General features: G+C 52.1%; 22 protein-coding genes and 1 other RNA gene. 16 read left to right on the top strand and 7 right to left on the bottom strand.

Annotated elements, in window-relative coordinates:
- The first annotated feature begins 2 nt into the window (after positions 1–2).
- The 7 genes from ihfA (at position 3) to selO (ending at position 5,949) form a co-directional block, all read left to right on the top strand.
- Positions 3–302 carry an integration host factor subunit alpha gene (ihfA, locus tag NAZ64_RS02895; protein ID WP_001229266.1) on the top strand — a complete coding sequence of 100 codons (300 nt, stop codon included), beginning with the start codon at positions 3–5 and terminating at the stop codon, positions 300–302.
- Between the two features lie 202 nt (positions 303–504).
- A complete protein-coding gene (gene btuC, locus NAZ64_RS02890) occupies positions 505–1,485 on the top strand; it encodes a vitamin B12 ABC transporter permease BtuC (protein WP_000954977.1) in 981 nt (326 codons plus the stop codon).
- Between the two features lie 91 nt (positions 1,486–1,576).
- A complete protein-coding gene (locus tag NAZ64_RS02885) occupies positions 1,577–2,128 on the top strand; it encodes a glutathione peroxidase (RefSeq protein WP_023232948.1) in 552 nt (183 codons plus the stop codon).
- On the top strand, positions 2,128–2,877 hold the full coding sequence (gene btuD / locus NAZ64_RS02880; protein WP_076935165.1) for a vitamin B12 ABC transporter ATP-binding protein BtuD: 750 nt from the start codon (positions 2,128–2,130) through the stop codon (positions 2,875–2,877). The genes NAZ64_RS02885 and btuD overlap by 1 nt, the downstream gene beginning before the upstream one ends.
- Before the next feature lie 76 nt (positions 2,878–2,953).
- Positions 2,954–3,418, top strand: a complete 465-nt coding sequence (locus NAZ64_RS02875) for a C40 family peptidase (protein WP_001213258.1) — start codon at positions 2,954–2,956, stop codon at positions 3,416–3,418.
- A 313-nt stretch (positions 3,419–3,731) separates the two neighbouring features.
- On the top strand, positions 3,732–4,445 hold the full coding sequence (ydiV, locus tag NAZ64_RS02870) for an anti-FlhDC factor YdiV (protein ID WP_183057973.1): 714 nt from the start codon (positions 3,732–3,734) through the stop codon (positions 4,443–4,445).
- A 61-nt stretch (positions 4,446–4,506) separates the two neighbouring features.
- Complete coding sequence (gene selO, locus NAZ64_RS02865; protein WP_080192082.1) at positions 4,507–5,949, top strand: protein adenylyltransferase SelO; 1,443 nt, start codon at positions 4,507–4,509, stop codon at positions 5,947–5,949.
- A gap of 35 nt (positions 5,950–5,984) precedes the next feature.
- On the opposite strand, the gene hemP is transcribed toward selO, so the two are convergent.
- The 3 genes from hemP to ppsR all read right to left on the bottom strand — a co-directional run bounded on the left by hemP (position 5,985) and on the right by ppsR (position 8,368).
- The gene (hemP, locus tag NAZ64_RS02860; protein WP_000089115.1) at positions 5,985–6,176 is read right to left on the bottom strand and encodes a hemin uptake protein HemP; all 192 of its coding nucleotides are present in this window, start codon (positions 6,174–6,176) and stop codon (positions 5,985–5,987) included.
- A gap of 156 nt (positions 6,177–6,332) precedes the next feature.
- Positions 6,333–7,379, bottom strand: coding sequence for a 3-deoxy-7-phosphoheptulonate synthase AroH (gene aroH, locus NAZ64_RS02855; RefSeq protein WP_001082196.1), 1,047 nt, complete (start codon positions 7,377–7,379; stop codon positions 6,333–6,335).
- A 155-nt stretch (positions 7,380–7,534) separates the two neighbouring features.
- A complete protein-coding gene (gene ppsR / locus NAZ64_RS02850; RefSeq protein ID WP_000370992.1) occupies positions 7,535–8,368 on the bottom strand; it encodes a posphoenolpyruvate synthetase regulatory kinase/phosphorylase PpsR in 834 nt (277 codons plus the stop codon).
- A 336-nt stretch (positions 8,369–8,704) separates the two neighbouring features.
- Here ppsR and ppsA point away from each other — a divergent pair, with 336 nt between their 5' ends.
- Complete coding sequence (gene ppsA, locus NAZ64_RS02845; protein ID WP_220569240.1) at positions 8,705–11,083, top strand: phosphoenolpyruvate synthase; 2,379 nt, start codon at positions 8,705–8,707, stop codon at positions 11,081–11,083.
- Positions 11,084–11,182: 99 nt separating this feature from the next.
- Here the strand turns inward: ppsA and aroD are convergent, their stop codons facing one another.
- The 3 genes from aroD to ydiK all read right to left on the bottom strand — a co-directional run bounded on the left by aroD (position 11,183) and on the right by ydiK (position 13,411).
- Positions 11,183–11,941, bottom strand: coding sequence for a type I 3-dehydroquinate dehydratase (gene aroD, locus NAZ64_RS02840; RefSeq protein ID WP_000860215.1), 759 nt, complete (start codon positions 11,939–11,941; stop codon positions 11,183–11,185).
- Positions 11,942–12,002: 61 nt separating this feature from the next.
- An RNA gene (gene rprA, locus NAZ64_RS02835) (antisense sRNA RprA) lies at positions 12,003–12,110 on the bottom strand.
- Between the two features lie 182 nt (positions 12,111–12,292).
- On the bottom strand, positions 12,293–13,411 hold the full coding sequence (gene ydiK / locus NAZ64_RS02830) for an AI-2E family transporter YdiK (RefSeq protein WP_000248615.1): 1,119 nt from the start codon (positions 13,409–13,411) through the stop codon (positions 12,293–12,295).
- A 264-nt stretch (positions 13,412–13,675) separates the two neighbouring features.
- On the opposite strand from ydiK, the gene ydiJ reads away from it, so the two are divergent.
- The 3 genes from ydiJ to NAZ64_RS02815 all read left to right on the top strand — a co-directional run bounded on the left by ydiJ (position 13,676) and on the right by NAZ64_RS02815 (position 17,426).
- A complete protein-coding gene (ydiJ, locus tag NAZ64_RS02825) occupies positions 13,676–16,732 on the top strand; it encodes a D-2-hydroxyglutarate dehydrogenase YdiJ (protein WP_220569239.1) in 3,057 nt (1,018 codons plus the stop codon).
- On the top strand, positions 16,729–17,139 hold the full coding sequence (gene menI, locus NAZ64_RS02820; protein WP_000637930.1) for a 1,4-dihydroxy-2-naphthoyl-CoA hydrolase: 411 nt from the start codon (positions 16,729–16,731) through the stop codon (positions 17,137–17,139). Before ydiJ ends, menI begins: the two co-directional genes overlap by 4 nt.
- A gap of 98 nt (positions 17,140–17,237) precedes the next feature.
- Positions 17,238–17,426, top strand: a complete 189-nt coding sequence (locus NAZ64_RS02815; RefSeq protein WP_001537749.1) for a YdiH family protein — start codon at positions 17,238–17,240, stop codon at positions 17,424–17,426.
- A gap of 287 nt (positions 17,427–17,713) precedes the next feature.
- Here NAZ64_RS02815 and NAZ64_RS02810 read toward each other — a convergent pair whose 3' ends face one another.
- Entirely contained in the window at positions 17,714–19,060 is a 1,347-nt protein-coding gene (locus tag NAZ64_RS02810) for an L-cystine transporter (protein WP_220569238.1), read from the bottom strand.
- Positions 19,061–19,486: 426 nt separating this feature from the next.
- Here NAZ64_RS02810 and sufA point away from each other — a divergent pair, with 426 nt between their 5' ends.
- Genes sufA through sufS form a run of 5 tightly spaced genes read left to right on the top strand, consistent with a single transcriptional unit; the run spans position 19,487 to position 24,577 of the window.
- Entirely contained in the window at positions 19,487–19,855 is a 369-nt protein-coding gene (gene sufA, locus NAZ64_RS02805; RefSeq protein ID WP_000418969.1) for a Fe-S cluster assembly scaffold SufA, read from the top strand.
- An 8-nt stretch (positions 19,856–19,863) separates the two neighbouring features.
- Positions 19,864–21,351 carry a Fe-S cluster assembly protein SufB gene (sufB, locus tag NAZ64_RS02800; RefSeq protein WP_220569237.1) on the top strand — a complete coding sequence of 496 codons (1,488 nt, stop codon included), beginning with the start codon at positions 19,864–19,866 and terminating at the stop codon, positions 21,349–21,351.
- 16 nt (positions 21,352–21,367) lie between these two features.
- A complete protein-coding gene (gene sufC, locus NAZ64_RS02795; RefSeq protein ID WP_220569236.1) occupies positions 21,368–22,114 on the top strand; it encodes a Fe-S cluster assembly ATPase SufC in 747 nt (248 codons plus the stop codon).
- The gene (gene sufD / locus NAZ64_RS02790; RefSeq protein WP_220569235.1) at positions 22,089–23,360 is read left to right on the top strand and encodes a Fe-S cluster assembly protein SufD; all 1,272 of its coding nucleotides are present in this window, start codon (positions 22,089–22,091) and stop codon (positions 23,358–23,360) included. Before sufC ends, sufD begins: the two co-directional genes overlap by 26 nt.
- The gene (sufS, locus tag NAZ64_RS02785) at positions 23,357–24,577 is read left to right on the top strand and encodes a cysteine desulfurase SufS (protein WP_220569234.1); all 1,221 of its coding nucleotides are present in this window, start codon (positions 23,357–23,359) and stop codon (positions 24,575–24,577) included. The genes sufD and sufS overlap by 4 nt, the downstream gene beginning before the upstream one ends.
- Positions 24,578–24,583: the final 6 nt, after the last annotated feature.

Below are 24,583 nucleotides of genomic sequence, written 5' to 3'. Positions count from 1 at the left end.
CTATGGCGCTTACAAAAGCTGAAATGTCAGAATATCTGTTTGATAAGCTTGGGCTTAGCAAGCGGGATGCCAAAGAACTGGTTGAACTGTTTTTCGAAGAGATCCGTCGTGCTCTGGAAAACGGTGAGCAGGTGAAACTCTCTGGTTTTGGTAACTTCGATCTGCGTGATAAAAATCAACGTCCGGGGCGTAACCCGAAAACGGGTGAAGATATTCCTATTACAGCACGGCGCGTGGTGACCTTCAGACCCGGGCAGAAGTTAAAGAGCCGGGTCGAAAACGCTTCGCCCAAAGAAGAGTAATCAGATCCAGGCATAACATCCATCAGGGTGTATTACGGCAGATACGCTGCCATCCCGCAAGTAGATCAGCGGGATGACAGCGTATCTGTCAGCCTGAAAGATGACCCGTATAACTAAAAAGGCCGCATTGCGGCCTTTTTTCTTTCAAGTAAAGGATACCCACCGTAAAATCACGCTACCTCTTTTCAGCTGAATGGATAACATGCTGACTTTTGCCCGCCAACAACAGCGACGAAACGTTCGCTGGCTTCTGAGCCTGTCACTGCTGGTGTTACTGGCTACATTTCTGAGCTTATGCGCAGGCGAACAGTGGATTGCCCCCGGTGACTGGTTAAGCGCCCGGGGAGAACTGTTTGTCTGGCAAATTCGCCTTCCCCGCACGCTTGCGGTATTGCTGGTTGGCGCTGCGCTGGCGCTATCGGGCGCTGTGATGCAGGCGCTGTTTGAAAACCCACTTGCTGAACCGGGCCTGCTCGGCGTTTCGAATGGGGCCGGTGTTGGGCTTATTGCCGCCGTCTTACTGGGGCAGGGGCAACTGCCAGGATGGGCGCTGGGACTGTGCGCTATAGCCGGCGCGCTCATTATTACGTTAATCCTGCTGCGTTTTGCGCGCCGCCATCTCTCTACCAGCCGCTTGTTGTTGGCGGGCGTCGCGCTGGGCATTATCTGTAGCGCGCTGATGACGTGGGCTATCTATTTTTCCACCTCTTTCGATCTGCGGCAATTAATGTACTGGATGATGGGAGGATTCGGCGGCGTTGACTGGCAGCAGAGCTGGCTAATGATTGCGCTCATCCCGGTACTCATCTGGATATGTTGCCAGTCGCAACCGCTGAATATGCTGGCGCTAGGGGAAACCTCGGCGCGGCAGCTTGGCCTGCCGCTGTGGTTCTGGCGCAATTTGTTGGTCGTCGCCACCGGCTGGATGGTGGGCGTCAGCGTGGCGATGGCGGGGGCGATTGGTTTTATCGGTCTGGTTATTCCGCACATCCTGCGTTTATGTGGTTTAACCGATCACCGGGTTTTACTTCCCGGCTGCGCGTTGGCCGGGGCTATCGCCCTGCTATTGGCTGATGTGGTCGCCCGACTGGCGCTGGCGTCGGCTGAACTGCCTATCGGGGTGGTCACCGCCACATTGGGGGCGCCAGTGTTTATCTGGCTGCTGCTCAAATCCGCGCGTTAGCGCATCGGTAAACAACTGCTTTCATCATTCGCAGTCTATGATTAAAGGCTAACGATGAAACCCGCTATTCTACCGACATCAGGGAGACACCATGCAAAACTCGCTTCTTAATACTCACGTTACGACGATTGATGGAGAGGTCACTACACTTGAAAAATACGCCGGAAAAGTGCTGCTCATTGTAAACGTCGCCTCCAGATGTGGTCTGACGCCGCAATATGAACAGTTGGAAAATATCCAGAAGGCGTGGGCAGATCAGGGGTTTGTCGTGTTGGGTTTTCCCTGCAACCAGTTTATGGGGCAGGAGCCAGGCAGCGAAGAGGAGATTAAAACCTATTGCGCCAGCACCTGGGGCGTCACGTTCCCGATGTTCAGCAAAATTGATGTGAATGGCGACGCGCGCCATCCGCTGTATCAAAAACTGATAGCCGCTGCGCCAACGGCAGTCGCGCCGGAGAAGAGCGGCTTTTACGAACGGATGGTAAGCAAAGGGCGTATGCCACTCTATCCGGATGATATTCTGTGGAATTTTGAAAAATTTTTGGTAGGCCGGGATGGTCAGGTGGTACAGCGTTTTTCGCCGGATATGACGCCTGAAGATCCTATTGTGATGGAAAGCATAAAAATCGCGTTGGCAAAATAATGTCTCAATTGATGCAATTAAAGGACGTCGCCGAGAGCACCCGCCTGGGGCCGCTTTCCGGCGAAGTAAGCGCAGGAGAGATCCTTCATCTTGTCGGGCCGAACGGCGCCGGAAAAAGCACGCTACTGGCGCGTATGGCGGGGTTAACCTCAGGCGAGGGGAACATCAGGTTTGGCGGAGCGCCGCTGGAGGCATGGGCGACGGCAACGCTTGCCCAACACCGCGCTTATCTTGCGCAACAGCAAAATCCGCCGTTCGCCATGCCGGTCTGGCATTACCTGACATTGCATCAACCGGATAAAACGCGAACCGGGCAGCTTAACGAGGTGGCCGATATGCTTGGATTGGGCGACAAACTGGGGCGAAGCGTGAATCAGCTTTCCGGTGGCGAGTGGCAGCGCGTTCGCCTTGCTGCCGTTGTACTACAAATTCATCCTGACGCTAATCCGGTCGGTCAATTATTGCTGCTTGATGAGCCGATGAACAGTCTCGATGTTGCGCAACAAAACGCTCTGGATCGGGTATTACATCATTTGTGTCAGGCAGGAATTGCGATTGTGATGAGTAGCCACGATCTGAACCACACGCTGCGCCATGCGCATAAAGCCTGGTTACTAAAGCGCGGTAAACTCATTGCCTGCGGCCGCCGGGAAGAGGTGCTCACCCCCTCTTATCTGGCGCAAGCCTACGGTCTGCGCTTTCGACGACTCGACGTCGAGGGGCATCCAATGCTCATTTCGGCCACTTAAGTAAAATCGTTTCTTGAAAAGCAGGTAATTTCGACGCTAAATTAATACCAAAATAAAAACAGAGGATTGTTGCGGCATGCGTTTTTGGCTTCTTGTTATCACAGCATTGTTCCTGGCAGGATGCAGTACTCATCGGGCACCGGCGCCAAATGCCAGATTATCAGACTCCATTACCGTCATTGCGGGTTTGAACGATCAGTTGCAGTCCTGGCGCGGTACGCCATACCGTTACGGCGGTATGAGTCGCAGAGGCGTGGACTGTTCCGGCTTTGTGGTAGTCACTATGCGCGACAAGTTTGATTTGCAGTTGCCTCGTGATACGCGTGAACAATCAAAAATCGGCACCAGAATCGATAAAGATGAATTGATGCCCGGAGATTTGGTTTTCTTTAAAACCGGTTCGGGCGAAAGTGGTTTACATGTTGGTATTTACGATACAAATAATGAGTTTATTCATGCCTCTACCAGTCGTGGCGTGATGCGTTCATCGCTGGATAATGTGTACTGGCGAAAAAACTTCTGGCAGGCACGGCGAATTTAACCTCGCAGTCGATATAAATTTTATAGTCTATTTTTAACATATCGCCGGTTGAACTTATGACATCTGTTGTCATCATATATAATGATATAACCGTAGCATTTACAAACGTACTTTTATTAAAAACGGGCGTGTTCACGCCCTGTTAAAAGTACAACATTGGATATTGGTTTATAATCAGAGTAAGTTAAAAAAAGGAACCGGCTTACCGGTAAACAAGAAAAATGATGACGCTTCAATTAGTATCTGAAGTTACGTCTGTTTCCGTCCGTAGTGACTGGATGGCGAATAGCGCCCTAACCATGGGACTGGCGTAATGATTGCTTCACTTAATGAGCTTTACCATTCCGAACTCTTTTTCCTTCCCGTCATGGATGAAAACGCTCGGCTTGTTGGTTTAGAGATTATTGCAACGTTTGCCGCTGAAGACGGCGCCGTGCGGATGCCGACTGAGTTGGTAGCGCCTCGCCTTTCGGTGGAGGAACAATACTGTCTGTTTGTTGAAAAACTGGCGTTGTTAGAAACCTGTCAGCACTTTTTTATTCAGCATAAACTTATTGCATGGCTTAATTTACCGCCTGCAATTAGTGACTTATTATTATTAGATAGCGAACTTTTTCCCCGGGCAGCGCGCTTTCCGTTTCTTGAATTAGCTATAAATGAGAATTATCCTGGGTTAAACCAGGGCAAAAACAATGAAACGTTAGCTAATCTGGCAATGCATTTCCCATTAATGCTGGCAAATTTTGGGGCAGGCGAGGCGTCGACTAAAGCTATTTTCGATGGGCTTTTCAAACGAGTCATGTTGGATAAAAATTTTATTCAGCAGCGAGCTGAAATGATCTCATTCGAACCATTCATGCACGCCATCGTTGCCCAGATCTCCTCCAGCTGCGAGTCGCTGATGATTGCCGGTATTGATACTGAGGCGATGTTTGCGCGCGCAGCGCCATTGGGGTTTAGCGCATTCCAGGGCGGACTATGGCCTCCGGTGCCAGTAAACCAGCTCATTAAACTCGTTCAGCGATAACCTTTCTGTTTGCCGGTGTTTAACCGGTGATTAACCGTCTACACTGAAGACAGGAGGCCCTATGACCCTGTCTTTTACTGCCCGTTGGCGCGATGAACTGCCAGCAACGTATACCGCGCTTTTACCCACACCGTTAAAAAATGCGCGACTGATTTGGTATAACGACAAACTGGCGCAGCAGTTAGCCATTCCCGCGTCGTTATTTGACGTTACCAATGGCGCTGGCGTTTGGGGCGGCGAAACCTTATTACCCGGTATGTCGCCTGTCGCGCAGGTATATAGCGGGCATCAGTTCGGCGTCTGGGCGGGACAACTCGGCGACGGACGCGGTATTTTGCTGGGCGAACAGCTCCTGGCGGATGGCTCGACCCTCGACTGGCATCTGAAAGGCGCCGGATTAACACCCTATTCGCGAATGGGGGATGGACGCGCCGTCCTGCGTTCAACCATACGAGAAAGTCTTGCCAGCGAAGCCATGCATTATCTGGGTATTCCCACTACGCGCGCGTTATCTATCGTAGCCAGCGATACGCCGGTTCAGCGAGAGACGCAGGAAACGGGCGCCATGTTAATGCGTCTGGCACAAAGTCATATGCGTTTTGGTCATTTCGAACATTTCTATTACCGCCGTGAGCCGGAAAAAGTTCAGCAACTGGCTGATTTCGCTATTCGTCATTACTGGCCGCAATGGCAGGATGTCCCGGAAAAATATGCTTTGTGGTTTGAAGAGGTGGCGGCGCGTACCGGAAGACTTATCGCCGAGTGGCAAACCGTCGGTTTTTCGCACGGCGTTATGAATACGGATAACATGTCGATTCTGGGGCTGACCATCGACTATGGCCCCTTTGGTTTTCTCGATGACTACGATCCCGGCTTCATTGGTAACCATTCCGATCATCAGGGACGTTACCGCTTCGATAATCAACCGTCGGTGGCGCTGTGGAATTTACAACGTCTGGCGCAGACGCTAACCCCTTTTATTGAGATCGACGCGTTAAACAGAGCGCTGGATCGTTACCAGGACGCGTTGTTAACGCACTATGGGCAGCGAATGCGCCAGAAGCTGGGTTTCTTTACCGAGCAAAAAGACGATAACGCTTTACTGAATGAATTGTTTAGTCTGATGGCGCGCGAAGGGAGTGATTATACCCGTACATTTCGGATGTTAAGCCATACGGAGCAACAGAGCGCTTCCTCGCCGTTGCGGGATACGTTTATCGATCGCGCGGCGTTCGATGCCTGGTTCGACCGCTACCGGGCGCGATTGCGCACAGAGGCGGTTGATGACGCGCTGCGCCAGCAGCAGATGCAACGCGTGAATCCTGCGGTTGTGTTGCGCAACTGGCTGGCGCAACGCGCGATAGATGCGGCTGAACAAGGAGACATGGCGGAACTGCATCGGTTGCATGAAGTTTTACGTCAACCTTTTACCGATCGAGATGATGACTATGCCAGCCGACCACCGGAGTGGGGAAAGCGGCTGGAGGTCAGTTGTTCAAGTTAGCCTGATGCCAGCAGCATCGTCTGCTGGCGGGAGCGCTATTTGGTTAACAGTAGCTTACCGGCCTGAGTTTTGCGCAACAGATACTCCTGACCGTTGTGATCGATAATGACTTTGCCGTCCGGACCTAATAGCGCCTGACTGTTGACGCGCCGTTCAGCGGCAGGGAGAAGCGTTTCATTGTCTATTTCCTTAGGGTGAGGCAGCTCGGTGTTATCCATACGCGACATGTTATTTATTAATAATCAAACTCACAATGATTATTATTATCAATAATTAATGCGATAACAGCAAGTGCTAATTCTGTGGAGTGATATACGCGCGCGGAGAGAAAAGGGCGGGTAAAGCATCGAAGAAACGCCCATCCCGGCAGGATGGGCGAGCTATTAAAAGCGGCTATCTACCGCCGCGGCCAGTTTTTCCAACAGAACTTCCGTATCTTCCCAGTTCAGGCAGGGATCGGTAATGGACTGACCATAGATTAATGGTTGACCGCTGATAATTTTTTGCGTGCCTTCCCGTAAAAAACTCTCGGCCATAATCCCGGCAATTGCCGTGGAGCCATTACGAATCTGCTGGCAAATATCATCACATACCTCCAACTGGCGGCGATGCTGTTTTTGACAGTTGCCGTGGCTGAAGTCGACGACCAGATGTTCCGGCAGATCAAATTCATGCAACGTGTCGCAGGCGGCGGCAATATCTTCAGCGTGGTAGTTCGGTTTTTTACCGCCGCGCATGATGATGTGCCCATACGGGTTGCCACTCGTCTGGTAGATGGTCATCTGTCCGTCTTTATCCGGCGAGAGAAACATATGGCTGGCGCGGGAGGCGCGAATAGCGTCAACGGCAATGCGGGTATTGCCATCCGTACCATTTTTAAAGCCGACCGGACAAGAGAGCGCAGAAGCCATTTCCCGATGGATTTGGCTTTCGGTGGTACGCGCGCCAATCGCTCCCCAACTGATCAGATCGGCAATAAACTGGCCGGTGACCATATCAAGAAACTCTGTGGCGGTCGGTACTCCCAGTTCGTTCACCTGCAATAGCAAGCGACGCGCCAGTTCAAGCCCATAATTGACGCGGTAACTTCCATTCAAGTCAGGATCGGAAATCAGGCCTTTCCATCCCACGACGGTGCGCGGTTTTTCAAAATAGGTGCGCATGACGATTTCCAGACGCGCCTGATGCTTTTGGCGTTGTGCCTGGAGCTGCGTCGCGTATTCCATAGCAGCATTCAGATCGTGAATCGAACAGGGGCCAATGACGACCAGTAGCCGTGGATCTTCACCATTTAAAATCTTTTCTATCCGGCGTCGGGAGTCGGTAACATGACTGGCGACGGAGGACGATACAGGATACCGCTGCGCGAGTTCGGTCGGTGTTACCAGGCTGTCGATACGCGCAGTACGGAGTTCGTCGGTTCTGTTCATTACAAGTCTCAGAAATTTGTTGCTTCAACGGCAGGACTACCGGGAAGTGATGGGCATCACGATAAACCAATCCCTGCTGATTTCAAGTGCGAGGCGTGTCACACCTCGCAGGCAGAACAGCATGATAACAAAAAACAAACCATTAAACTAGTTTGCTAGTACATTCTGCGGTTAAGCCCCATAATATCGAGAATCTTGGTGGCTATCTCTTCAACGGAATAATTGGTGCTGTTCAGGCAGGGGATCTGATTCTTACGATACAGCGCTTCAACCTCCGCCACTTCCATGCGGCACTGACGCAACGAGGCATAGCGACTGTTTTCACGGCGTTCTTCGCGAATAGCCGCCAGGCGTTCAGGGTCAATTGTCAGGCCGAACAGTTTATGTTGTAGCGGTTTTAACGATGTGGGCAGTGTCAAATTATCCATATCATCGGCGATGAAAGGGTAGTTAGCCGCACGAATACCGAATTGCATCGCCAGATAGAGGCTGGTGGGCGTTTTTCCACAGCGCGAAACGCCAAGTAAAATGACCTGAGCCTGATCGAGGTTGCGCAATGAAATGCCATCATCATGCGCCAGGGTATAATCGATAGCGGCAATACGGGCGTCATACTTGTTCAGGTTACCCGGATTAAGCCCATGAGTACGATGAGCGATCGGCGTCGGATCCAGTTTCATCTCCTGCTGAAGCGGCGCCACCAGCGCCTGGACGATATCCTGGCAGAAACCTTCGCTCTGTAAGATGATGGCGCGAATTTCAGGTAAAACAATCGAGTAAAATACCAGCGGGCGAACGCCGGTTTGCTGATAAATGGCGTCAATTTGGTCTTTGACGGCGCGGGCGCGACTTTCGTTTTCCACGAATGGCAGCGTGATGCTGCTGATCGTCACCGGAAACTGCGACATAACCGCGTGACCCAGGACCTCGGCGGTGATGGCGGTACCATCAGAAATATAGAAAACATGGCGATCAACAACATTATCCATTCTGTTCATCCTGAAGAGTAAACATAATTATCTGAAAGCATAAATTAAAAGTAACGGGAAACGTATAACTTGTCGCTTATTTTATAAAATGACAGACACTTTTTATAATTAATGAAAAGTGTGTTTCATTTCCTGGAAACGCAGTTTATATCGGGGGGGATTAAGGGAATGCCGTGCTATGCGCGGGTTTGCGCAACTACGTAAACAATCTGAAAAAATGAAAAAATAAATTTGCTTGAACGATTCACCGTTTTTTTCGCGGGTTTAAGTATGCCAGGATAAATACGCAACTATGTGTTTCTTAAACTCGTTCATTTATCACAAAAGGATTGTTCGATGTCCAACAATGGCTCGTCACCGCTGGTGCTTTGGTATAACCAACTCGGCATGAATGATGTAGACAGAGTTGGGGGCAAAAATGCCTCCCTGGGTGAAATGATTACTAACCTTTCCGGCATGGGCGTATCCGTTCCGAATGGTTTTGCAACCACTGCCGATGCGTTTAACCAGTTTTTGGATCAAAGCGGCGTAAACCAGCGCATTTATGAGCTGCTGGATAAGACAGATATTGATGATGTCTTCCAGCTGGCGAAAGCGGGCGCGCAGATCCGCCAGTGGATTATCGACACTCCTTTCCAGCCGGAGCTGGAAAACGCCATCCGCGATGCCTATGCGCAGCTTTCGTCGGATGATGAAAATGCCTCTTTTGCCGTGCGTTCCTCCGCCACGGCGGAAGATATGCCAGATGCTTCGTTTGCGGGCCAACAGGAAACGTTTCTTAACGTTCAGGGCTTCGATGCGGTACTGGTGGCAGTGAAACACGTATTTGCTTCTCTGTTTAACGATCGTGCCATCTCTTATCGCGTTCACCAGGGATATGATCATCGCGGCGTAGCGCTTTCCGCTGGCGTGCAGCGGATGGTTCGCTCCGATCTCGCCTCGTCAGGGGTGATGTTCTCTATCGATACCGAATCCGGTTTTGACCAGGTGGTCTTTATCACCTCGGCATGGGGACTGGGTGAAATGGTGGTGCAGGGCGCGGTTAACCCGGACGAATTTTATGTCCATAAGCCAACCCTGGCGGCAGGCCGTCCGGCCATCGTACGCCGCACCATGGGGTCGAAAAAAATCCGCATGGTTTACGCCGCCACCCAGGAGCACGGCAAGCAAGTGAAGATTGAGGATGTGCCGCAGGAACAGCGCGACATTTTCTCGCTCACCAACGAAGAAGTGCAGGAGCTGGCGAAACAAGCGGTGCAGATTGAGCAGCACTATGGTCGTCCGATGGATATCGAATGGGCGAAAGACGGTCATACCGGTAAGCTCTTTATTGTGCAGGCACGTCCGGAAACCGTGCGCTCTCGTGGCCAGGTGATGGAGCGTTATACGCTACATGCGCAGGGGAAAATCATTGCCGAAGGTCGCGCCATTGGGCATCGTATCGGCGCAGGTACGGTAAAAGTTATTCCCGATATCGGCGAAATGAACCGTATTGAGCCTGGCGATGTGCTTGTCACCGATATGACCGACCCGGACTGGGAACCGATCATGAAAAAAGCGGCGGCGATTGTCACTAACCGTGGCGGGCGCACCTGTCATGCGGCAATTATCGCCCGCGAATTGGGTATTCCGGCGGTAGTCGGCTGCGGCGACGCCACCGAACGCATGAAAGATGGCGAAAAAGTGACCGTCTCCTGTGCGGAAGGTGATACCGGTTATGTGTATGCCGACATGCTGGATTTCAGCGTAAAAAGCTCCAGCGTAGATACCATGCCAGAGCTACCGCTGAAGGTCATGATGAACGTCGGCAACCCGGACAGGGCATTTGACTTTGCCTGCCTGCCGAATGAAGGCGTAGGTCTGGCGCGACTGGAATTCATCATTAACCGTATGATTGGCGTTCACCCGCGTGCGCTGCTGGAGTTTGACGACCAGGATGCCGCGCTGCAAAACGACATTCGTGAGATGATGAAAGGGTTTGACTCGCCGCGTGAATTTTACGTTGGTCGACTGACGGAAGGGATCGCGACGTTAGGCGCCGCCTTCTACCCGAAACGCGTTATCGTTCGCCTGTCTGACTTTAAGTCCAACGAATACGCCAACCTGGTCGGCGGCGAACGCTATGAGCCGCATGAAGAAAACCCGATGCTGGGCTTCCGCGGCGCGGGTCGTTACGTCGCAGAAAGTTTCCGCGATTGTTTTGCGCTGGAATGCGAAGCGGTGAAACGCGTGCGCAACGATATGGGCCTTACCAACGTCGAAATCATGATCCCGTTCGTGCGGACGGTCGACCAGGCGAAAGCGGTCATCGAAGAGCTGGCGCGCCAGGGGCTTAAACGCGGCGAGAACGGGTTGAAGATCATCATGATGTGCGAGATCCCGTCCAATGCCTTGCTGGCTGAACAGTTCCTCGAATATTTTGATGGCTTCTCGATTGGTTCTAACGACATGACGCAGCTGGCGCTGGGGCTGGATCGCGATTCCGGCGTGGTGTCTGAACTGTTTGACGAGCGTAACGACGCGGTGAAAGCGCTGCTGTCGATGGCGATCCGCGCGGCGAAAAAACAGGGCAAATATGTTGGAATTTGCGGTCAGGGTCCGTCCGACCATGAAGACTTTGCCGCTTGGCTGATGGAAGAGGGGATCGACAGCCTGTCGCTGAACCCGGACACCGTGGTTCAGACCTGGCTGAGTCTGGCGGAACTGAAGAAGTAAACCGCGACCAGATAACGCTATGCTTATCCGGCCTGCACAAGAAACATGTTGTGTAGGCCGGATAGGGCGTAAGTTGCCCGACGCCTGCATAATGCCGGGTCAGGCGTTGTGCAGAATCATTAATACACTGCGTAGATCATTTACGGCGATTTGCCCCGGCGCTGAAGCCTGCTTCACCGCGCCAAACGTGGCGGCAGAGCCAAACACTTCCCCTGCCAGACGTGAAATGACCCCCTCTTTCGCCATTGACATAGTAATTACCGGACGGTCGGCGTAATGTTGCTGCATCTCCAGCGTGGCAGTGAGTAACGTTAATACATCATGCTTGCTTTGCGGCATAACGGCAATCTTGGGAATATCCGCGCCGAGCGCTTGCATTTTACGTAGCCGCAGAACCATTTCCTCTGCGGACGGCGTCTGGTGAAAATCGTGGTTAGACATCACGACATAAACATTATGCGCATGGGCATAATCGACAGTGGCTTTAACGTCAGCATCACCGGTAAATAGCTCAAGATCGATCATATCGACCAGGCCGCTGTCGATTGCGGCACGATTAAGCGTGAGATAATGCTGAGTGGTTATTGTCTGCTCGCCGCCTTCTTTGGCGCTGCGGAAAGTAAACAGTAACGGAATGTCAGGCATCGCATCGCGGATAACACGCGCAGCGGTAAGAACGGATTGAGTCGATGCGATATCCATAAAGTGATCCACGCGCCACTCCAGAATATCGAATGTAGCTTCGCGGTAGGCCAGCGCCTCCGCTTTCACGCTATTGATGTCTCTTCCCATCAACGACACGATAATTTTGGGCATCCCTTCGCCAATGATAAGATTTTTTACGGTGACGGTTTTCATGCGTGTCCTGTCAGTTTTTTTTCTTCTCGCCATTATGAACGGTGAGGCTGGCCGCTTGAAGTAAAAAAAAAGCCCATCGTAGGAGACGGGCAAAGACTACACACAGCAATTCGTTGTTTCACTCAGGGGATTTCCATGCTTATAAATCAATGTGTTGATTTATAACCGTGTGCTAATAGTAGGCATGAGCACTTTTTGCGTCGATCAGATTCGTCTCAATAGTTTAAAAACTGTAACGGATTTGCGACAGAAATGAGATGCGGCGGGGAACAGACGGGCGAATCAAAATGGGGTGTGCGTTGAATTGATAAACGTCGCTAAAGCATCGGGCGGCGATGCCGCCCGACGGGATTATGACTGCTTGTTGGCTTCCTCGATGTCATCCAGCTCTTCAAGGATCTCCTCTGGTTCATTCGTCGGCGCCGGAACTTCATGTACCCATGCGGAGAACAAACGCCAGGTCACGGCCAGAAGCACCGGTCCAATAAACAGACCAATCATACCGAATGCAATCAGGCCGCCGATTACCCCTGAAAGGATCAGAAGCAGCGGTAAATCGGCGCCCATGCGGATGAGTACCGGGCGAATCACGTTATCCAGAGTGCCGACGACGGCGCTCCAAACCAGCAGCACGGTGCCCCAGGTGGTGTCGCCTGTCCAGTAAAGCCAGATAATGGCTGGAATCAATACCGGCAACGGCCCCAACTGAACCAGACACGAAAGGATCATCACTACCGTCAACAGGGTAGCGTAAGGCACGCCGGAAATCGCCAGCCCGACGCCGCCAAGTACCGCCTGTACCAGCGCGGTGACCACCACGCCAAGCGCCACGGCGCGGATCGCCTGGGCAGCCAGCAGAACCGCCGCATCGCCGCGTTTAGCCGCGAGACGACAGGCAAAATGGCGTATTCCCATCGCCACTTGTTCGCCGCGCCAGTAAAGCAGGGCGCTAAACAACAGCATCAGGGCGCAGTGCATCATAAAGCGTCCGATATGCGCCGCCTGACCGACAAACCAGGTCGTGGTTGTGCCGATATAAGGCCGCACTTTCGCCATAATAGCGCTACCGCCCATATCCAGCAGGCTATGCCATCCGGCATACAGTTTGGCACCAACCAACGGAATATTATTTAACCATGCCAGATCGGGTAGCGTCATATCGCCGCCGGTCACTGCATGGATGAGCGGGCCGCTACCGTCGACAATGCTGTTCACCAGCAAGGCGACGGGAATAACGAAGAGCAGCACTAACAGCAGCGTCATGACCAATACGGCAAGCGAGCGGCGGCCCCACAATATTTTTTGTAATTTCAGCAAAACGGGCCAGGTCGCGATAACAATCGTACCTGCCCATGCAAACCCCAAAATAAAAGGCTGTACTATCCACAAGCAGGCCACAATCATGATGGCTAAAAACAGCACCGATAGCAGCACTTGCGCAATATCCCTGGGCTGACGAACATTTACCATAAATACTTTTCACCTTTGTCTTTGCGCCAGAACGTTGGCGCGACGTGAACATGCAAACCACACCCTATAATGATGAGCAATTTCAGCGGTTTTTAACAGGCCGATTCTGCATGTAATTCTGTTGGGCGCACAGGAAAAAAATGTGATACAACAAATAACGCAACACGCAAACGATTAAGCATCCCTTCCTGTGCGTAGACCGCTCGCGCTCGCCGGGTTGGGCGCCACCGTTCACAACATAGACCGCAGGAAAAGGTCAATATAATGATTCCACAAATTTCTCAGGCACCCGGCGTCGTTCAACTGGTGCTCAATTTTTTGCAGGCGCTGGAGCAGCAAGGGTTTACGGGCGATACGGCAACCAGCTATGCCGACCGTCTGACAATGTCGACCGATAACAGTATCTACCAGCTTCTTCCCGATGCTGTTGTGTTTCCCCGTTCTACGGCGGATGTCGCGCTTCTTGCCCGTCTGGCGGCGGAGCCGCGCTTTACGTCGCTGATATTTACCCCGCGAGGCGGCGGTACTGGTACGAATGGCCAGGCGCTAAACCAGGGCATTATTGTTGATATGTCCCGTTATATGAACCGCATTATTGAAATTAATCCTGAAGAGGGATGGGTGCGGGTAGAGGCGGGAGTGATAAAAGATCAACTTAATCAAGCGCTAAAACCGTATGGCTATTTTTTTGCGCCGGAACTTTCCACCAGTAATCGCGCAACGCTTGGCGGTATGATTAATACCGATGCCTCTGGTCAGGGTTCGCTGGTCTATGGAAAAACGTCAGATCACGTCTTAGGCATACGGGCCGTATTGTTGGGGGGCGATATCCTTGACACGCAATCAATGCCCGTAGAGCTTGCCCGGACGCTGGGTGAAAACACGACGACACCAGGCCGCATCTATCAGACCGTCTATCAGTCCTGCCTGGAAAACCGTCAACTTATCCTCGATAGCTTTCCAAAGCTCAATCGCTTCCTGACAGGCTACGATTTACGCCACGTCTTTAACGATGACATGACCCGCTTCGATCTTACCCGCATCTTAACGGGGTCGGAAGGGACGCTGGCGTTTATTACTGAAGCCCGGCTGGATATTACCCCTATACCCAAAGTCCGCCGTCTGGTGAATGTAAAATACGACTCCTTTGATTCCGCGCTGCGTAACGCCCCTTTTATGGTTGATGCGCGCGCCTTATCCGTCGAGACGGTCGATTCCAAAGTCCTTAACCTCGCGCGGGAAGATATTGTCTGGCACTCCGTTAGCGAATTGATTACCGATGTGCCGGATAAAGAGATGCTTGGCCTGAATATCGTGGAATTCGCGGGTGACGATGAAGCGCTTATTGACGGACAGGTCGAGGCGCTGTGCCACCGGCTGGATGGCCTGATGGCGCGTGCGGAAGCGGGCGTGATCGGCTGGCAACTTTGTACCGATTTGACGGGTATTGAGCGTATTTACGCGATGCGTAAAAAAGCGGTAGGGCTGCTGGGTAACGCGAAAGGCGCTGCCAAACCGATTCCTTTTGCGGAAGATACCTGCGTGCCGCCTGAACATCTGGCCGATTACATCGCCGAATTTCGCGCCCTGCTGGATGGTCATGGCTTAAGTTACGGCATGTTCGGCCACGTGGATGCCGGGGTGCTGCATGTGCGTCCGGCGCTGGATATGTGCGATCCGCAGCAGGAACTGTTGATGAAACAGATCTCCGATGAGGTCGTCGCGCTGACCGCCAGATACGGCGGGCTGTTGTGGGGCGAGCATGGAAAAGGTTTTCGTGCGGAATACAGCCCGGCCTTTTTCGGCGAAGTTCTGTATGGCGAGCTGCGCAAAATAAAAGCGGCTTTTGATCCGCATAATCGACTTAACCCGGGTAAAATCTGTCCGCCGCAGGGGATAGAGGCGCCGATGATGAAGGTGGATGCGGTAAAACGCGGCACCTGGGATCGGCAAATTCCGCTGGCGGTACGGCAGACCTGGCGCGGCGCTATGGAGTGTAATGGTAACGGCCTGTGCTTTAATTTCGATGCGAAAAGCCCGATGTGCCCGTCGATGAAAATTAGCCTTAACCGGATCCACTCGCCGAAAGGGCGGGCGACGCTGGTGCGGGAATGGCTCCGTCTATTGGCCGATCGCGGCGTCGATCCGTTGAAGCTGGAAAAGGAGTTGCCAGAAAAACGCGCCAGCTTACGCACGCTGATTGCCCGCACCCGGAATAGTTGGCACAAACGCAAAGGCGAGTATGACTTTTCCCATGAAGTTAAAGAGGCCATGTCCGGCTGTCTGGCGTGTAAAGCCTGTACGACCCAGTGTCCAATTAAAATCGATGTTCCGGAGTTTCGTTCACGTTTCTTACAGCTTTACCATACGCGTTATCTGCGTCCGGTACGCGATCATCTGGTGGCGACGGTCGAGACCTACGCGCCGCTGATGGCGCGTGCGCCAAAGACCTTTAACTTTTTTATTAACCAACCGGTGGTTCGCAATCTGGCGAAAAAACATATCGGTATGGTGGATTTACCTCTGCTTTCTGCCCCTTCATTGCAACAGCAACTGGTGGGCCATCCGTCCGCCAATATGACGCTTGAGCAACTGGAGCGCATGAGCGCCGAGCAAAAAGCGAAAACGGTACTGGTGGTTCAGGACCCGTTTACCAGCTACTACGACGCTCGGGTCGTAGCGGACTTTATCCGCCTGGCGGAAAAACTGGGCAGGAGGCCGGTATTGTTACCGTTCTCGCCGAATGGTAAGGCGCAGCATATTAAAGGTTTTCTTAATCGCTTTGCGAAAACGGCGAAAAAAACCTCTGAGTTCCTTAATCGGATCGCCGCGTTGGGGATGCCGATGGTGGGTGTCGATCCGGCACTGGTTCTGTGTTATCGCGACGAATACAAACTGGCGATGGGCGAACAGCGCGGCGATTTTCATGTGTTGCTGGTGAATGAATGGTTGGCGCAGGAAATAAATGCAAGACTGTCCGTCGAGGTGAGCGGCGAACCGTGGTACTTTTTTGGTCATTGTACGGAAGTCACGGCTTTACCCGGCGCGCCTGCGCAGTGGGCCGCCATCTTTGCCCATTTTGGCGCGAAGCTGGAAAATGTCAGCGTAGGCTGCTGCGGTATGGCGGGCACTTATGGACATGAACTCACCAATCATAAAAATTCGCTGGGAATTTATGAGCTATCCTGGCATCAGGCGATGCAACGTCTACCGCGAAATCGTTGCCTGGCAACCGGCTATTCCTGCCGAAGCCAGGTCAAACGCATTGAAGGTACGGGCGTGCGTCACCCGTTGCAGGCATTACTGGAGATTATAGGTTGATCTGGAAACGTGAAGTGACCCTCGATGCGCTTAATGCGATGGGGGAAGGGAATATGGTTGGCCTGCTTGATATCCGCTTTGAGCGTATTGGGGACGATACGCTGGAAGCGACAATGCCCGTCGATCATCGCACCAAACAGCCGTTCGGCTTGCTGCATGGCGGAGCGTCTGTGGTGCTGGCGGAAAGTATCGGCTCGGTCGCAGGCTATCTGTGTACGCAGGGGGAGCAAAAGGTGGTGGGGCTGGAGGTGAATGCCAACCATGTACGGTCGGCGCGTCAGGGGCGCGTACGAGGCGTCTGTAAAGCGTTGCATACCGGGGCTCGCCATCAGGTCTGGCAGATAGAGATCTTTGATGAACAGGGACGTCTGTGCTGTTCTTCGCGCCTTACTACGGCGATTGTGTGACGTTGTCACCATAAAAGTGTGATGCATATTGCTTTTGGTCAAAATATGCGCAGAAAAAGGTGATATACTGTGCACGTTTACACATAAGCGAGGATGATATGTCTACTGATTTAGACCCAACCCAACTGGCGATTGAATTTTTACGCCGTGATAAAACCGAACTTTCTCCCGCGCAGTATTTGAAGCGTTTAAAACAGCTGGAGTTAGAGTTTGCCGATCTCCTCACCCTCTCTGCAACCGAACTGAAAGAAGAGATCTATTTCGCCTGGCGGTTGGGCGTGCATTAATAAAGTCTGTGTAGGCCGGATAAGGCGTTAGCCGCCATCCGGCTATGTTACCAGGCAATCTCACCAGACCCTGTCCCCAGGTAATAGATAACCCCCTTGATTTTGTTTAAAAAAAATACAGATCGCCATTTGTGCTAAAAAGGCGCGCGCTCTTTATGAGATTATTCTTATGCCCCTTCAAGAGCTAAGCCATTAAGAGTGCCGGAGATAAGCGCCGGATGGGGCCGGAACCCTTAAGCCTGTATTGAACAGACTTAAGGGTTTTTCTTTTCCGGGCGCGTAAAAAACTAAGGTCTGTCAATAACCGTTGGCATGTCGTCAGCCGTATGATTATTCAAAATACGGTTAGCCAGCACACCTGACATCATCGATCCGTTAACGTTCAGTGCCGTGCGGGCCATATCAACGATAGGTTCGATGGCAATAAAAATACCGACCAGCGCAACGGGAAAATTCAACGTCGACAGGACAATCAGCGCCGCGAACGTACCGCCGCCGCCGACGCCGGCTACGCCAATAGACCCTAGCGCAATGGCAGGCAACATCGCTGCCAGAAAATGTAGCGAGAGCGGATCAATGCCGATGGTGGGCGCAATCATCGCTACCATAATAGCCGGATAAATCCCGGCGCAGCCATTTTGCCCCATACTGGAGCCAAACGAGGCGGAAATATTGGCAATGGTGCTTTGTACGCCAAATTTTTCCTGGGCGGAAATGGCCAGCGGGATAGAGGCTGCGCTGCTGCGGGAAACAAACGCAAAGGTTAAGACGGGCCAGACCATTCTGAAATAACGCGCTGGATTATTACCGCTGAGGATCAGCAAAATGGCGTGCACGATAAACATCATGAAAATCGCGATGTAACAGGCGCCGATAAAACCAAGTAAGCTGGCGAATTGTTCAAGGTGGTATGATGAAAATACGGTAGTCATTAATGCCATGACGCCATAGGGCGTTAATGCAATAACGATACGTACCATCTTCATGACCCAGATCTGAATAGCGTTAATGCCTGCGCTTAATTTCTGACCTTCTTCCGGCGCCTCTTTTTTGACCTTTAACAGAGCGATCCCCGCTATTAGCGTGAAGATAACGATGCCGATAACGGAAACACTTCTGGCCCCCGTAAGATCAAGAAAAATATTAGTTGGGATCAGCGATGTCACTAACTGGGGAATCGACACCGCGGCAGTCTTATTGACTTCTTCCGTAGTTAACATTGACGGCATGTGCACAAAAGCGCTGGCGTCAAGCCTCAGCACATGAGCGGTCAGTAATCCGATAAAACCGGCAACCATCACCAGACATAACATGCATCCGACGATCGTCAGCGACATTTTTCCGATGCCGGCGCTATTTTCCAGTTTATTGATGGCGGAAAGAATAGAAATAAAAATTAGCGGTATAGCGACCAGTTTTAGCAGGTGGACGTAACCATTGCCGACGATGCTGTACCATTCGATAATAGTTTTAGTGTGATTTGCTGAAATAAAATGCAGGGATAAACCAATAACAGCCCCTAAAAAGATAGCGATAAAAACGCTTTTCGACAGGGAATCGCTTTTTTGATTAATTCTCAAGATGACCCACGAGAAAACCAAAAAAAGTGCGATATACGCGAGCGTAACAACCATATTTTAAGCCTCTTGCCTCATTCAGCACCTGAAATGCCGGAAAGAGTTTACATAAACCTATAGCCCAAACTGAGTTATAGAACCGCAGCGGATTATAAAGAGCGCAACGCCAGGTATCCATACAAAAAATGGGGTTCTGACCTCGCCGCCTGACAATGTCGACAGCCTATTAATTAAATAGTCATTTTCTATACATCTTTTCGTTTTTGACCTGCCAGAACGGTTAACGTCTTATAAATCATTATTTATCAAAAAGTTAAGCGATTTTTTGTCTGTCGTATGACCTGGCGGACAGGGTCTATGCTTAATAAAAGGCGCTCAATATAACCATTTGTTGGAAAGCCCCTGCGGTTAAGGGGTTGAAGTGATAATCATTATCACTAACATGCTGTTATATCCTGGTGATTTAGAACGCGAGGTAACTCTATGGAATTGCATTCAGACACGTTTAACCCGGAGGACTTCCCCTGGCAAGGGCTGACGCTAACGCCAGCGGCGGCTGCGCACATACGTGAACTGGCAGCAAAGCAGCCGGGCATGTTGGGCGTGCGGTTAAGCGTAAAACAGACGGGATGTGCCGGATTTGGCTATGTTCTGGATACCGTTCGGGAGCCGGATAAAGACGATCTGGTTTTTGAAGCCGAAGGCGCAAAGCTTTTCGCACCGTTACAGGCGATGCCTTTTATTGACGGAACAGAAGTGGATTACGTACAGGAAGGGCTGAACCAGTTATTTAAATTTCATAACCCCAAAGCCCAGAATGAATGCGGCTGCGGCGAAAGTTTTGGGGTATAGGCGGTACTATGTCTCGTAATACTGAAGCAACGGAAGAGGTCGGCATCTGGACAGGCGGACGCCTTAATTACAAAGAAGGATTTTTCACGCAACTACCCACTGATGAACTGGCAAAAGGCATCAGCGAAGAGGTGGTGCGCGCGATTTCCGCAAAGCGTAACGAACCTGAGTGGATGCTGGAATTTCGTCTCAATGCCTATAGAGCCTGGCTGGACATGGATGAACCGCACTGGCTGAAGGCGCACTACGATAAACTGAATTATCAGGACTACAGTTATTACTCTGCGCCATCATGCGGAAACTGCGACGATAGCTGCGTTTCCCCGCCGGGAGCCGTACAGCAAACGGGCGCGAATACCTTTTTGAGTAAAGAGGTTGAAGACGCCTTCGAGCAACTTGGCGTTCCGGTTCGCGAAGGGAAAGAGGTCGCCGTCGATGCGATTTTTGACTCGGTCTCCGTAGCGACCACATACCGTGAAAAACTGGCGGAACAGGGCATTATTTTCTGTTCTTTTGGCGAAGCGATACACGATCACCCTGACCTGGTCAGGAAATATCTTGGCACCGTCGTGCCGGGGAACGATAACTTTTTTGCCGCGCTGAATGCGGCAGTCGCTTCCGATGGGACATTTATCTATGTTCCCAAAGGCGTGCGTTGCCCGATGGAGTTATCCACCTATTTTCGCATTAACGCTGAGAAAACCGGTCAGTTTGAGCGCACGATTCTGGTGGCGGATGAAGGCAGCTATGTGAGTTATATCGAAGGCTGCTCCGCGCCCGTACGCGACAGTTATCAGCTCCACGCCGCGGTAGTGGAAGTCATCATCCATAAAGATGCTGAAGTAAAATATTCCACCGTACAAAACTGGTTCCCGGGCGACAACAACACGGGCGGTATTCTGAACTTTGTGACCAAGCGTGCGTTGTGCGAAGGGGAAAACAGCAAGATGTCGTGGACCCAGTCGGAAACCGGTTCGGCGATTACCTGGAAATACCCGAGCTGCATTCTGCGCGGTGATAATTCTATCGGCGAGTTCTATTCCGTTGCGCTGACCAGTGGACATCAGCAGGCTGACACCGGCACCAAAATGATCCATATCGGTAAAAACACACGCTCAACCATTATTTCAAAAGGCATTTCCGCCGGCCACAGCCAGAACAGCTACCGTGGGCTGGTAAAAATTATGCCGACGGCGACCAACGCCCGAAATTTCACCCAATGCGACTCCATGTTGATTGGCGCGGACTGCGGCGCGCATACGTTCCCGTATGTTGAATGCCGCAATAACAGCGCGCAGCTGGAGCACGAAGCGACAACATCACGTATCGGTGAAGATCAGCTTTTCTATTGTTTGCAACGCGGCATCAGTGAAGAAGACGCTATTTCGATGATCGTCAACGGTTTCTGTAAAGACGTTTTCTCGGAACTACCGCTGGAGTTCGCCGTTGAAGCGCAAAAACTGCTGGCGATTAGCCTTGAGCACAGCGTCGGTTAATGATGAAGGAAAACTCATGTTAAGCATTAAAGATTTACAGGTCAGTGTGGAAGAAAAAGCGATTTTGCGTGGCCTGAATCTGGAGATTCACCCCGGCGAAGTTCACGCCATTATGGGGCCGAACGGTTCCGGGAAAAGCACGCTCTCCGCCACCCTGGCGGGACGTGAAGATTACGAGGTCACCGGCGGCTCGGTTACGTTCAAAGGTAAAGATCTGCTTGAACTGTCGCCGGAGGAACGGGCGGGTGAAGGGATTTTTATGGCCTTCCAGTACCCGGTAGAAATCCCCGGCGTCAGTAACCAGTTTTTCCTGCAAACCGCGCTGAATGCCGTGCGCGCCTACCGCGGGCAGGCGTCATTGGATCGCTTTGATTTTCAGGATCTGATGGAAGAAAAGATCGCATTGCTGAAAATGCCGGAAGATTTGCTGACCCGTTCGGTAAACGTCGGTTTTTCCGGCGGGGAGAAAAAGCGCAATGATATTTTGCAAATGGCGGTGCTGGAGCCGGAACTGTGCATCCTTGATGAGTCTGACTCCGGACTGGATATCGATGCGTTGAAAATTGTAGCGGAAGGCGTCAACGCGTTACGTGACGATAAACGCGCTTTTATTATCGTGACCCACTATCAGCGCATACTGGACTACATCAAGCCTGATTACGTCCATGTCCTCTATCAGGGGCGAATTGTCCGATCCGGCGATTTTACTCTGGTCAAACAACTGGAGGAGCAGGGTTATGGCTGGCTTACCGAACAGCAGTAAAGCGCTACAGCAATGGCAGCATCTCTTTGAGGAAAAAAGAGAAAGTCGAACTGAGCAGGCAAGACAACATTTACAACAGATGTTACGTCTGGGATTGCCGACGCGTAAACATGAAGACTGGAAATACACGCCGCTGGAGGGCTTAACCCATAGCCAGTTTATCCAGCAGTGTGCGACTATCAGCGCCGCACAGCGTGATGCGCTGGCGCTGCAAATCGATGCCGTGCGGCTGGTGTTTGTCGATGGTCGGTTTATGCCAGAGCTCAGTGATAGCACGCAAAACAGCGGATTTGACGTTAGCGTCAGGGATGAGCGCCAGGCGCTTGCCGCGCCGGTGCAGCCTGAGGTTTTTCTGCATCTGACGGAAAGCCTGGCGCAATGTGTCACGTATATACAGGTACGGCGAAATCAGCGTCCGACCAGGCCGTTACTGTTAATGCATATCACGCAGGGTGTGGATGGCGACGAGCTGAATACCGCGCATTATCGCCACCATCTGGCGCTGGCGGAAGGCGCGGAAGCGACGGTTATTGAGCATTATGTCAGCCTTACAGCGGCAAAACATTTTACCGGCGCGCGTCTGACGATGAACGTTGCAGACAATGCGCAACTGCGCCATATCAAACTGGCGTTTGAAAATGCGTCCAGCTATCACTTTGCGCATAACGATCTTCTGCTGGCGACAGACGCCTCGGCGTTTAGCCACAGTTTTCTGCTGGGCGCCGCAGTACTACGTCACCACAGCAGCTCACAACTGAATGGCGAAAACGCGACGCTTCGACTGAATAGTCTGGCGATGCCGGTGAAAAATGAAGTCTGCGATACGCGGACATGGCTGGAACATAACAAAGGTTACTGTAACAGCCGCCAGTTGCACAAGACCATCGTCAGCGACAAAGGACGCGCGGTCTTTAATGGCCTGATTAACGTGGCGCAACACGCCATTAAAACCGACGGCCAGATGACCAATAATAACCTGTTGTTGGGGAAACTGGCTGAAGTCGATACCAAACCGCAATTGGAGATCTATGCCGATGACGTGAAGTGCAGCCACGGCGCGACGATCGGGCGTATTGACGATGAGCAGATGTTTTATCTGCAATCACGCGGCATCAGGCAGCAGGAGGCGCGGCACATGATTCTTTACGCGTTTGCCGCAGAGTTAACGGAAGCTATCCATGATAGCGCCCTTAAACAGCAGGTGCTGGCGCGAATCGGCCAGCGACTGCCCGGAGGCCTGGTATGACATTTCCTGTAGAAAAAGTACGGGCGGATTTTCCCATACTGCAGCGTGAAGTTAACGGCCTGCCGCTGGCTTACCTGGACAGTGCAGCCAGCGCTCAAAAACCCAATCAGGTGATTGACGCTGAATCTGCCTTCTACCGTCACGGCTATGCTGCGGTACATCGAGGTATCCATACGTTAAGCGCGCAGGCGACCGAAAGCATGGAGAATGTGCGTAAGCAGGCGTCGCGGTTTATTAACGCCCGCTCCGCAGAAGAACTGGTGTTCGTGCGCGGTACGACGGAGGGTATTAACCTTGTCGCCAACAGTTGGGGAACGGAAAATATTCGCGCCGGGGATAACATTATCATCAGCGAGATGGAGCATCATGCCAACATCGTTCCATGGCAGATGCTGTGCGAGCGCAAAGGCGCTGAACTGCGCGTGATCCCGTTGCATCCTGACGGTACGCTGCGGCTGGAGACCTTAGCTGCGCTGTTCGATGACTGGACTCGACTGCTGGCCATTACCCACGTTTCCAATGTGCTGGGGACGGAAAACCCGCTGCCGGACATGATTGCGCTGGCGCGCCAGCATGGGGCGAAAGTGCTGGTGGATGGCGCCCAGGCCGTGATGCACCATGCTGTTGACGTCCAGGCGCTGGACTGCGATTTTTACGTTTTCTCCGGCCATAAACTTTACGGGCCGACCGGCATCGGCATTCTGTATGTTAAAGAGGCGTTGCTGCAAGAAATGCCGCCGTGGGAAGGGGGCGGATCGATGATTTCGACCGTCAGCCTGACGCAGGGAACGACATGGGCGAAAGCGCCCTGGCGTTTTGAGGCGGGAACGCCGAATACTGGCGGCATCGTCGGTCTGGGCGCGGCGATTGACTATGTGACGTCGCTGGGACTGGATAAGATTGGCGATTATGAGCAGATGCTGATGCGCTATGCGCTGGAGCAACTGGCGCAGGTGCCTGATATCACGCTATATGGCCCGGCGCAGCGGTTGGGCGTCATCGCGTTTAATCTGGGTAAACACCATGCTTACGACGTTGGCAGCTTTCTTGATAATTACGGTATCGCGGTACGAACGGGACATCACTGCGCGATGCCGCTCATGGCCTGGTATGGCGTGCCAGCAATGTGCCGGGCTTCGCTGGCGATGTATAACACCCATGAAGAAGTGGACCGACTGGTGGCAGGATTAACGCGTATCCACCGCTTATTGGGATAACAGTGA

It is taken from the genome of Salmonella sp. A1325, from assembly GCF_056991255.1.
The sequence above is the reverse complement of the archived record's forward strand: the minus strand, read 5'-3'. Positions and strand labels throughout refer to the sequence as shown.

Bases quoted from the DNA above. Each gene is read 5' to 3' on its own strand.
- ppsR (WP_000370992.1), bottom strand. From the start codon at position 8,368: ATGGATAATGTTGTTGATCGCCATGTTTTCTATATTTCTGATGGTACC.
- ihfA (WP_001229266.1), top strand. From the start codon at position 3: ATGGCGCTTACAAAAGCTGAAATGTCAGAATATCTGTTTGATAAGCTT.
- NAZ64_RS02815 (WP_001537749.1), top strand. From the start codon at position 17,238: ATGTCTACTGATTTAGACCCAACCCAACTGGCGATTGAATTTTTACGC.
- NAZ64_RS02810 (WP_220569238.1), bottom strand. From the start codon at position 19,060: ATGGTTGTTACGCTCGCGTATATCGCACTTTTTTTGGTTTTCTCGTGG.
- sufS (WP_220569234.1), top strand. From the start codon at position 23,357: ATGACATTTCCTGTAGAAAAAGTACGGGCGGATTTTCCCATACTGCAG.
- ydiV (WP_183057973.1), top strand. From the start codon at position 3,732: ATGATTGCTTCACTTAATGAGCTTTACCATTCCGAACTCTTTTTCCTT.
- btuC (WP_000954977.1), top strand. From the start codon at position 505: ATGCTGACTTTTGCCCGCCAACAACAGCGACGAAACGTTCGCTGGCTT.
- ppsA (WP_220569240.1), top strand. From the start codon at position 8,705: ATGTCCAACAATGGCTCGTCACCGCTGGTGCTTTGGTATAACCAACTC.
- btuD (WP_076935165.1), top strand. From the start codon at position 2,128: ATGTCTCAATTGATGCAATTAAAGGACGTCGCCGAGAGCACCCGCCTG.
- ydiJ (WP_220569239.1), top strand. From the start codon at position 13,676: ATGATTCCACAAATTTCTCAGGCACCCGGCGTCGTTCAACTGGTGCTC.
- aroD (WP_000860215.1), bottom strand. From the start codon at position 11,941: ATGAAAACCGTCACCGTAAAAAATCTTATCATTGGCGAAGGGATGCCC.
- selO (WP_080192082.1), top strand. From the start codon at position 4,507: ATGACCCTGTCTTTTACTGCCCGTTGGCGCGATGAACTGCCAGCAACG.
- NAZ64_RS02885 (WP_023232948.1), top strand. From the start codon at position 1,577: ATGCAAAACTCGCTTCTTAATACTCACGTTACGACGATTGATGGAGAG.
- sufB (WP_220569237.1), top strand. From the start codon at position 19,864: ATGTCTCGTAATACTGAAGCAACGGAAGAGGTCGGCATCTGGACAGGC.
- ydiK (WP_000248615.1), bottom strand. From the start codon at position 13,411: ATGGTAAATGTTCGTCAGCCCAGGGATATTGCGCAAGTGCTGCTATCG.
- sufA (WP_000418969.1), top strand. From the start codon at position 19,487: ATGGAATTGCATTCAGACACGTTTAACCCGGAGGACTTCCCCTGGCAA.
- sufC (WP_220569236.1), top strand. From the start codon at position 21,368: ATGTTAAGCATTAAAGATTTACAGGTCAGTGTGGAAGAAAAAGCGATT.
- hemP (WP_000089115.1), bottom strand. From the start codon at position 6,176: ATGTCGCGTATGGATAACACCGAGCTGCCTCACCCTAAGGAAATAGAC.
- aroH (WP_001082196.1), bottom strand. From the start codon at position 7,379: ATGAACAGAACCGACGAACTCCGTACTGCGCGTATCGACAGCCTGGTA.
- sufD (WP_220569235.1), top strand. From the start codon at position 22,089: ATGGCTGGCTTACCGAACAGCAGTAAAGCGCTACAGCAATGGCAGCAT.
- NAZ64_RS02875 (WP_001213258.1), top strand. From the start codon at position 2,954: ATGCGTTTTTGGCTTCTTGTTATCACAGCATTGTTCCTGGCAGGATGC.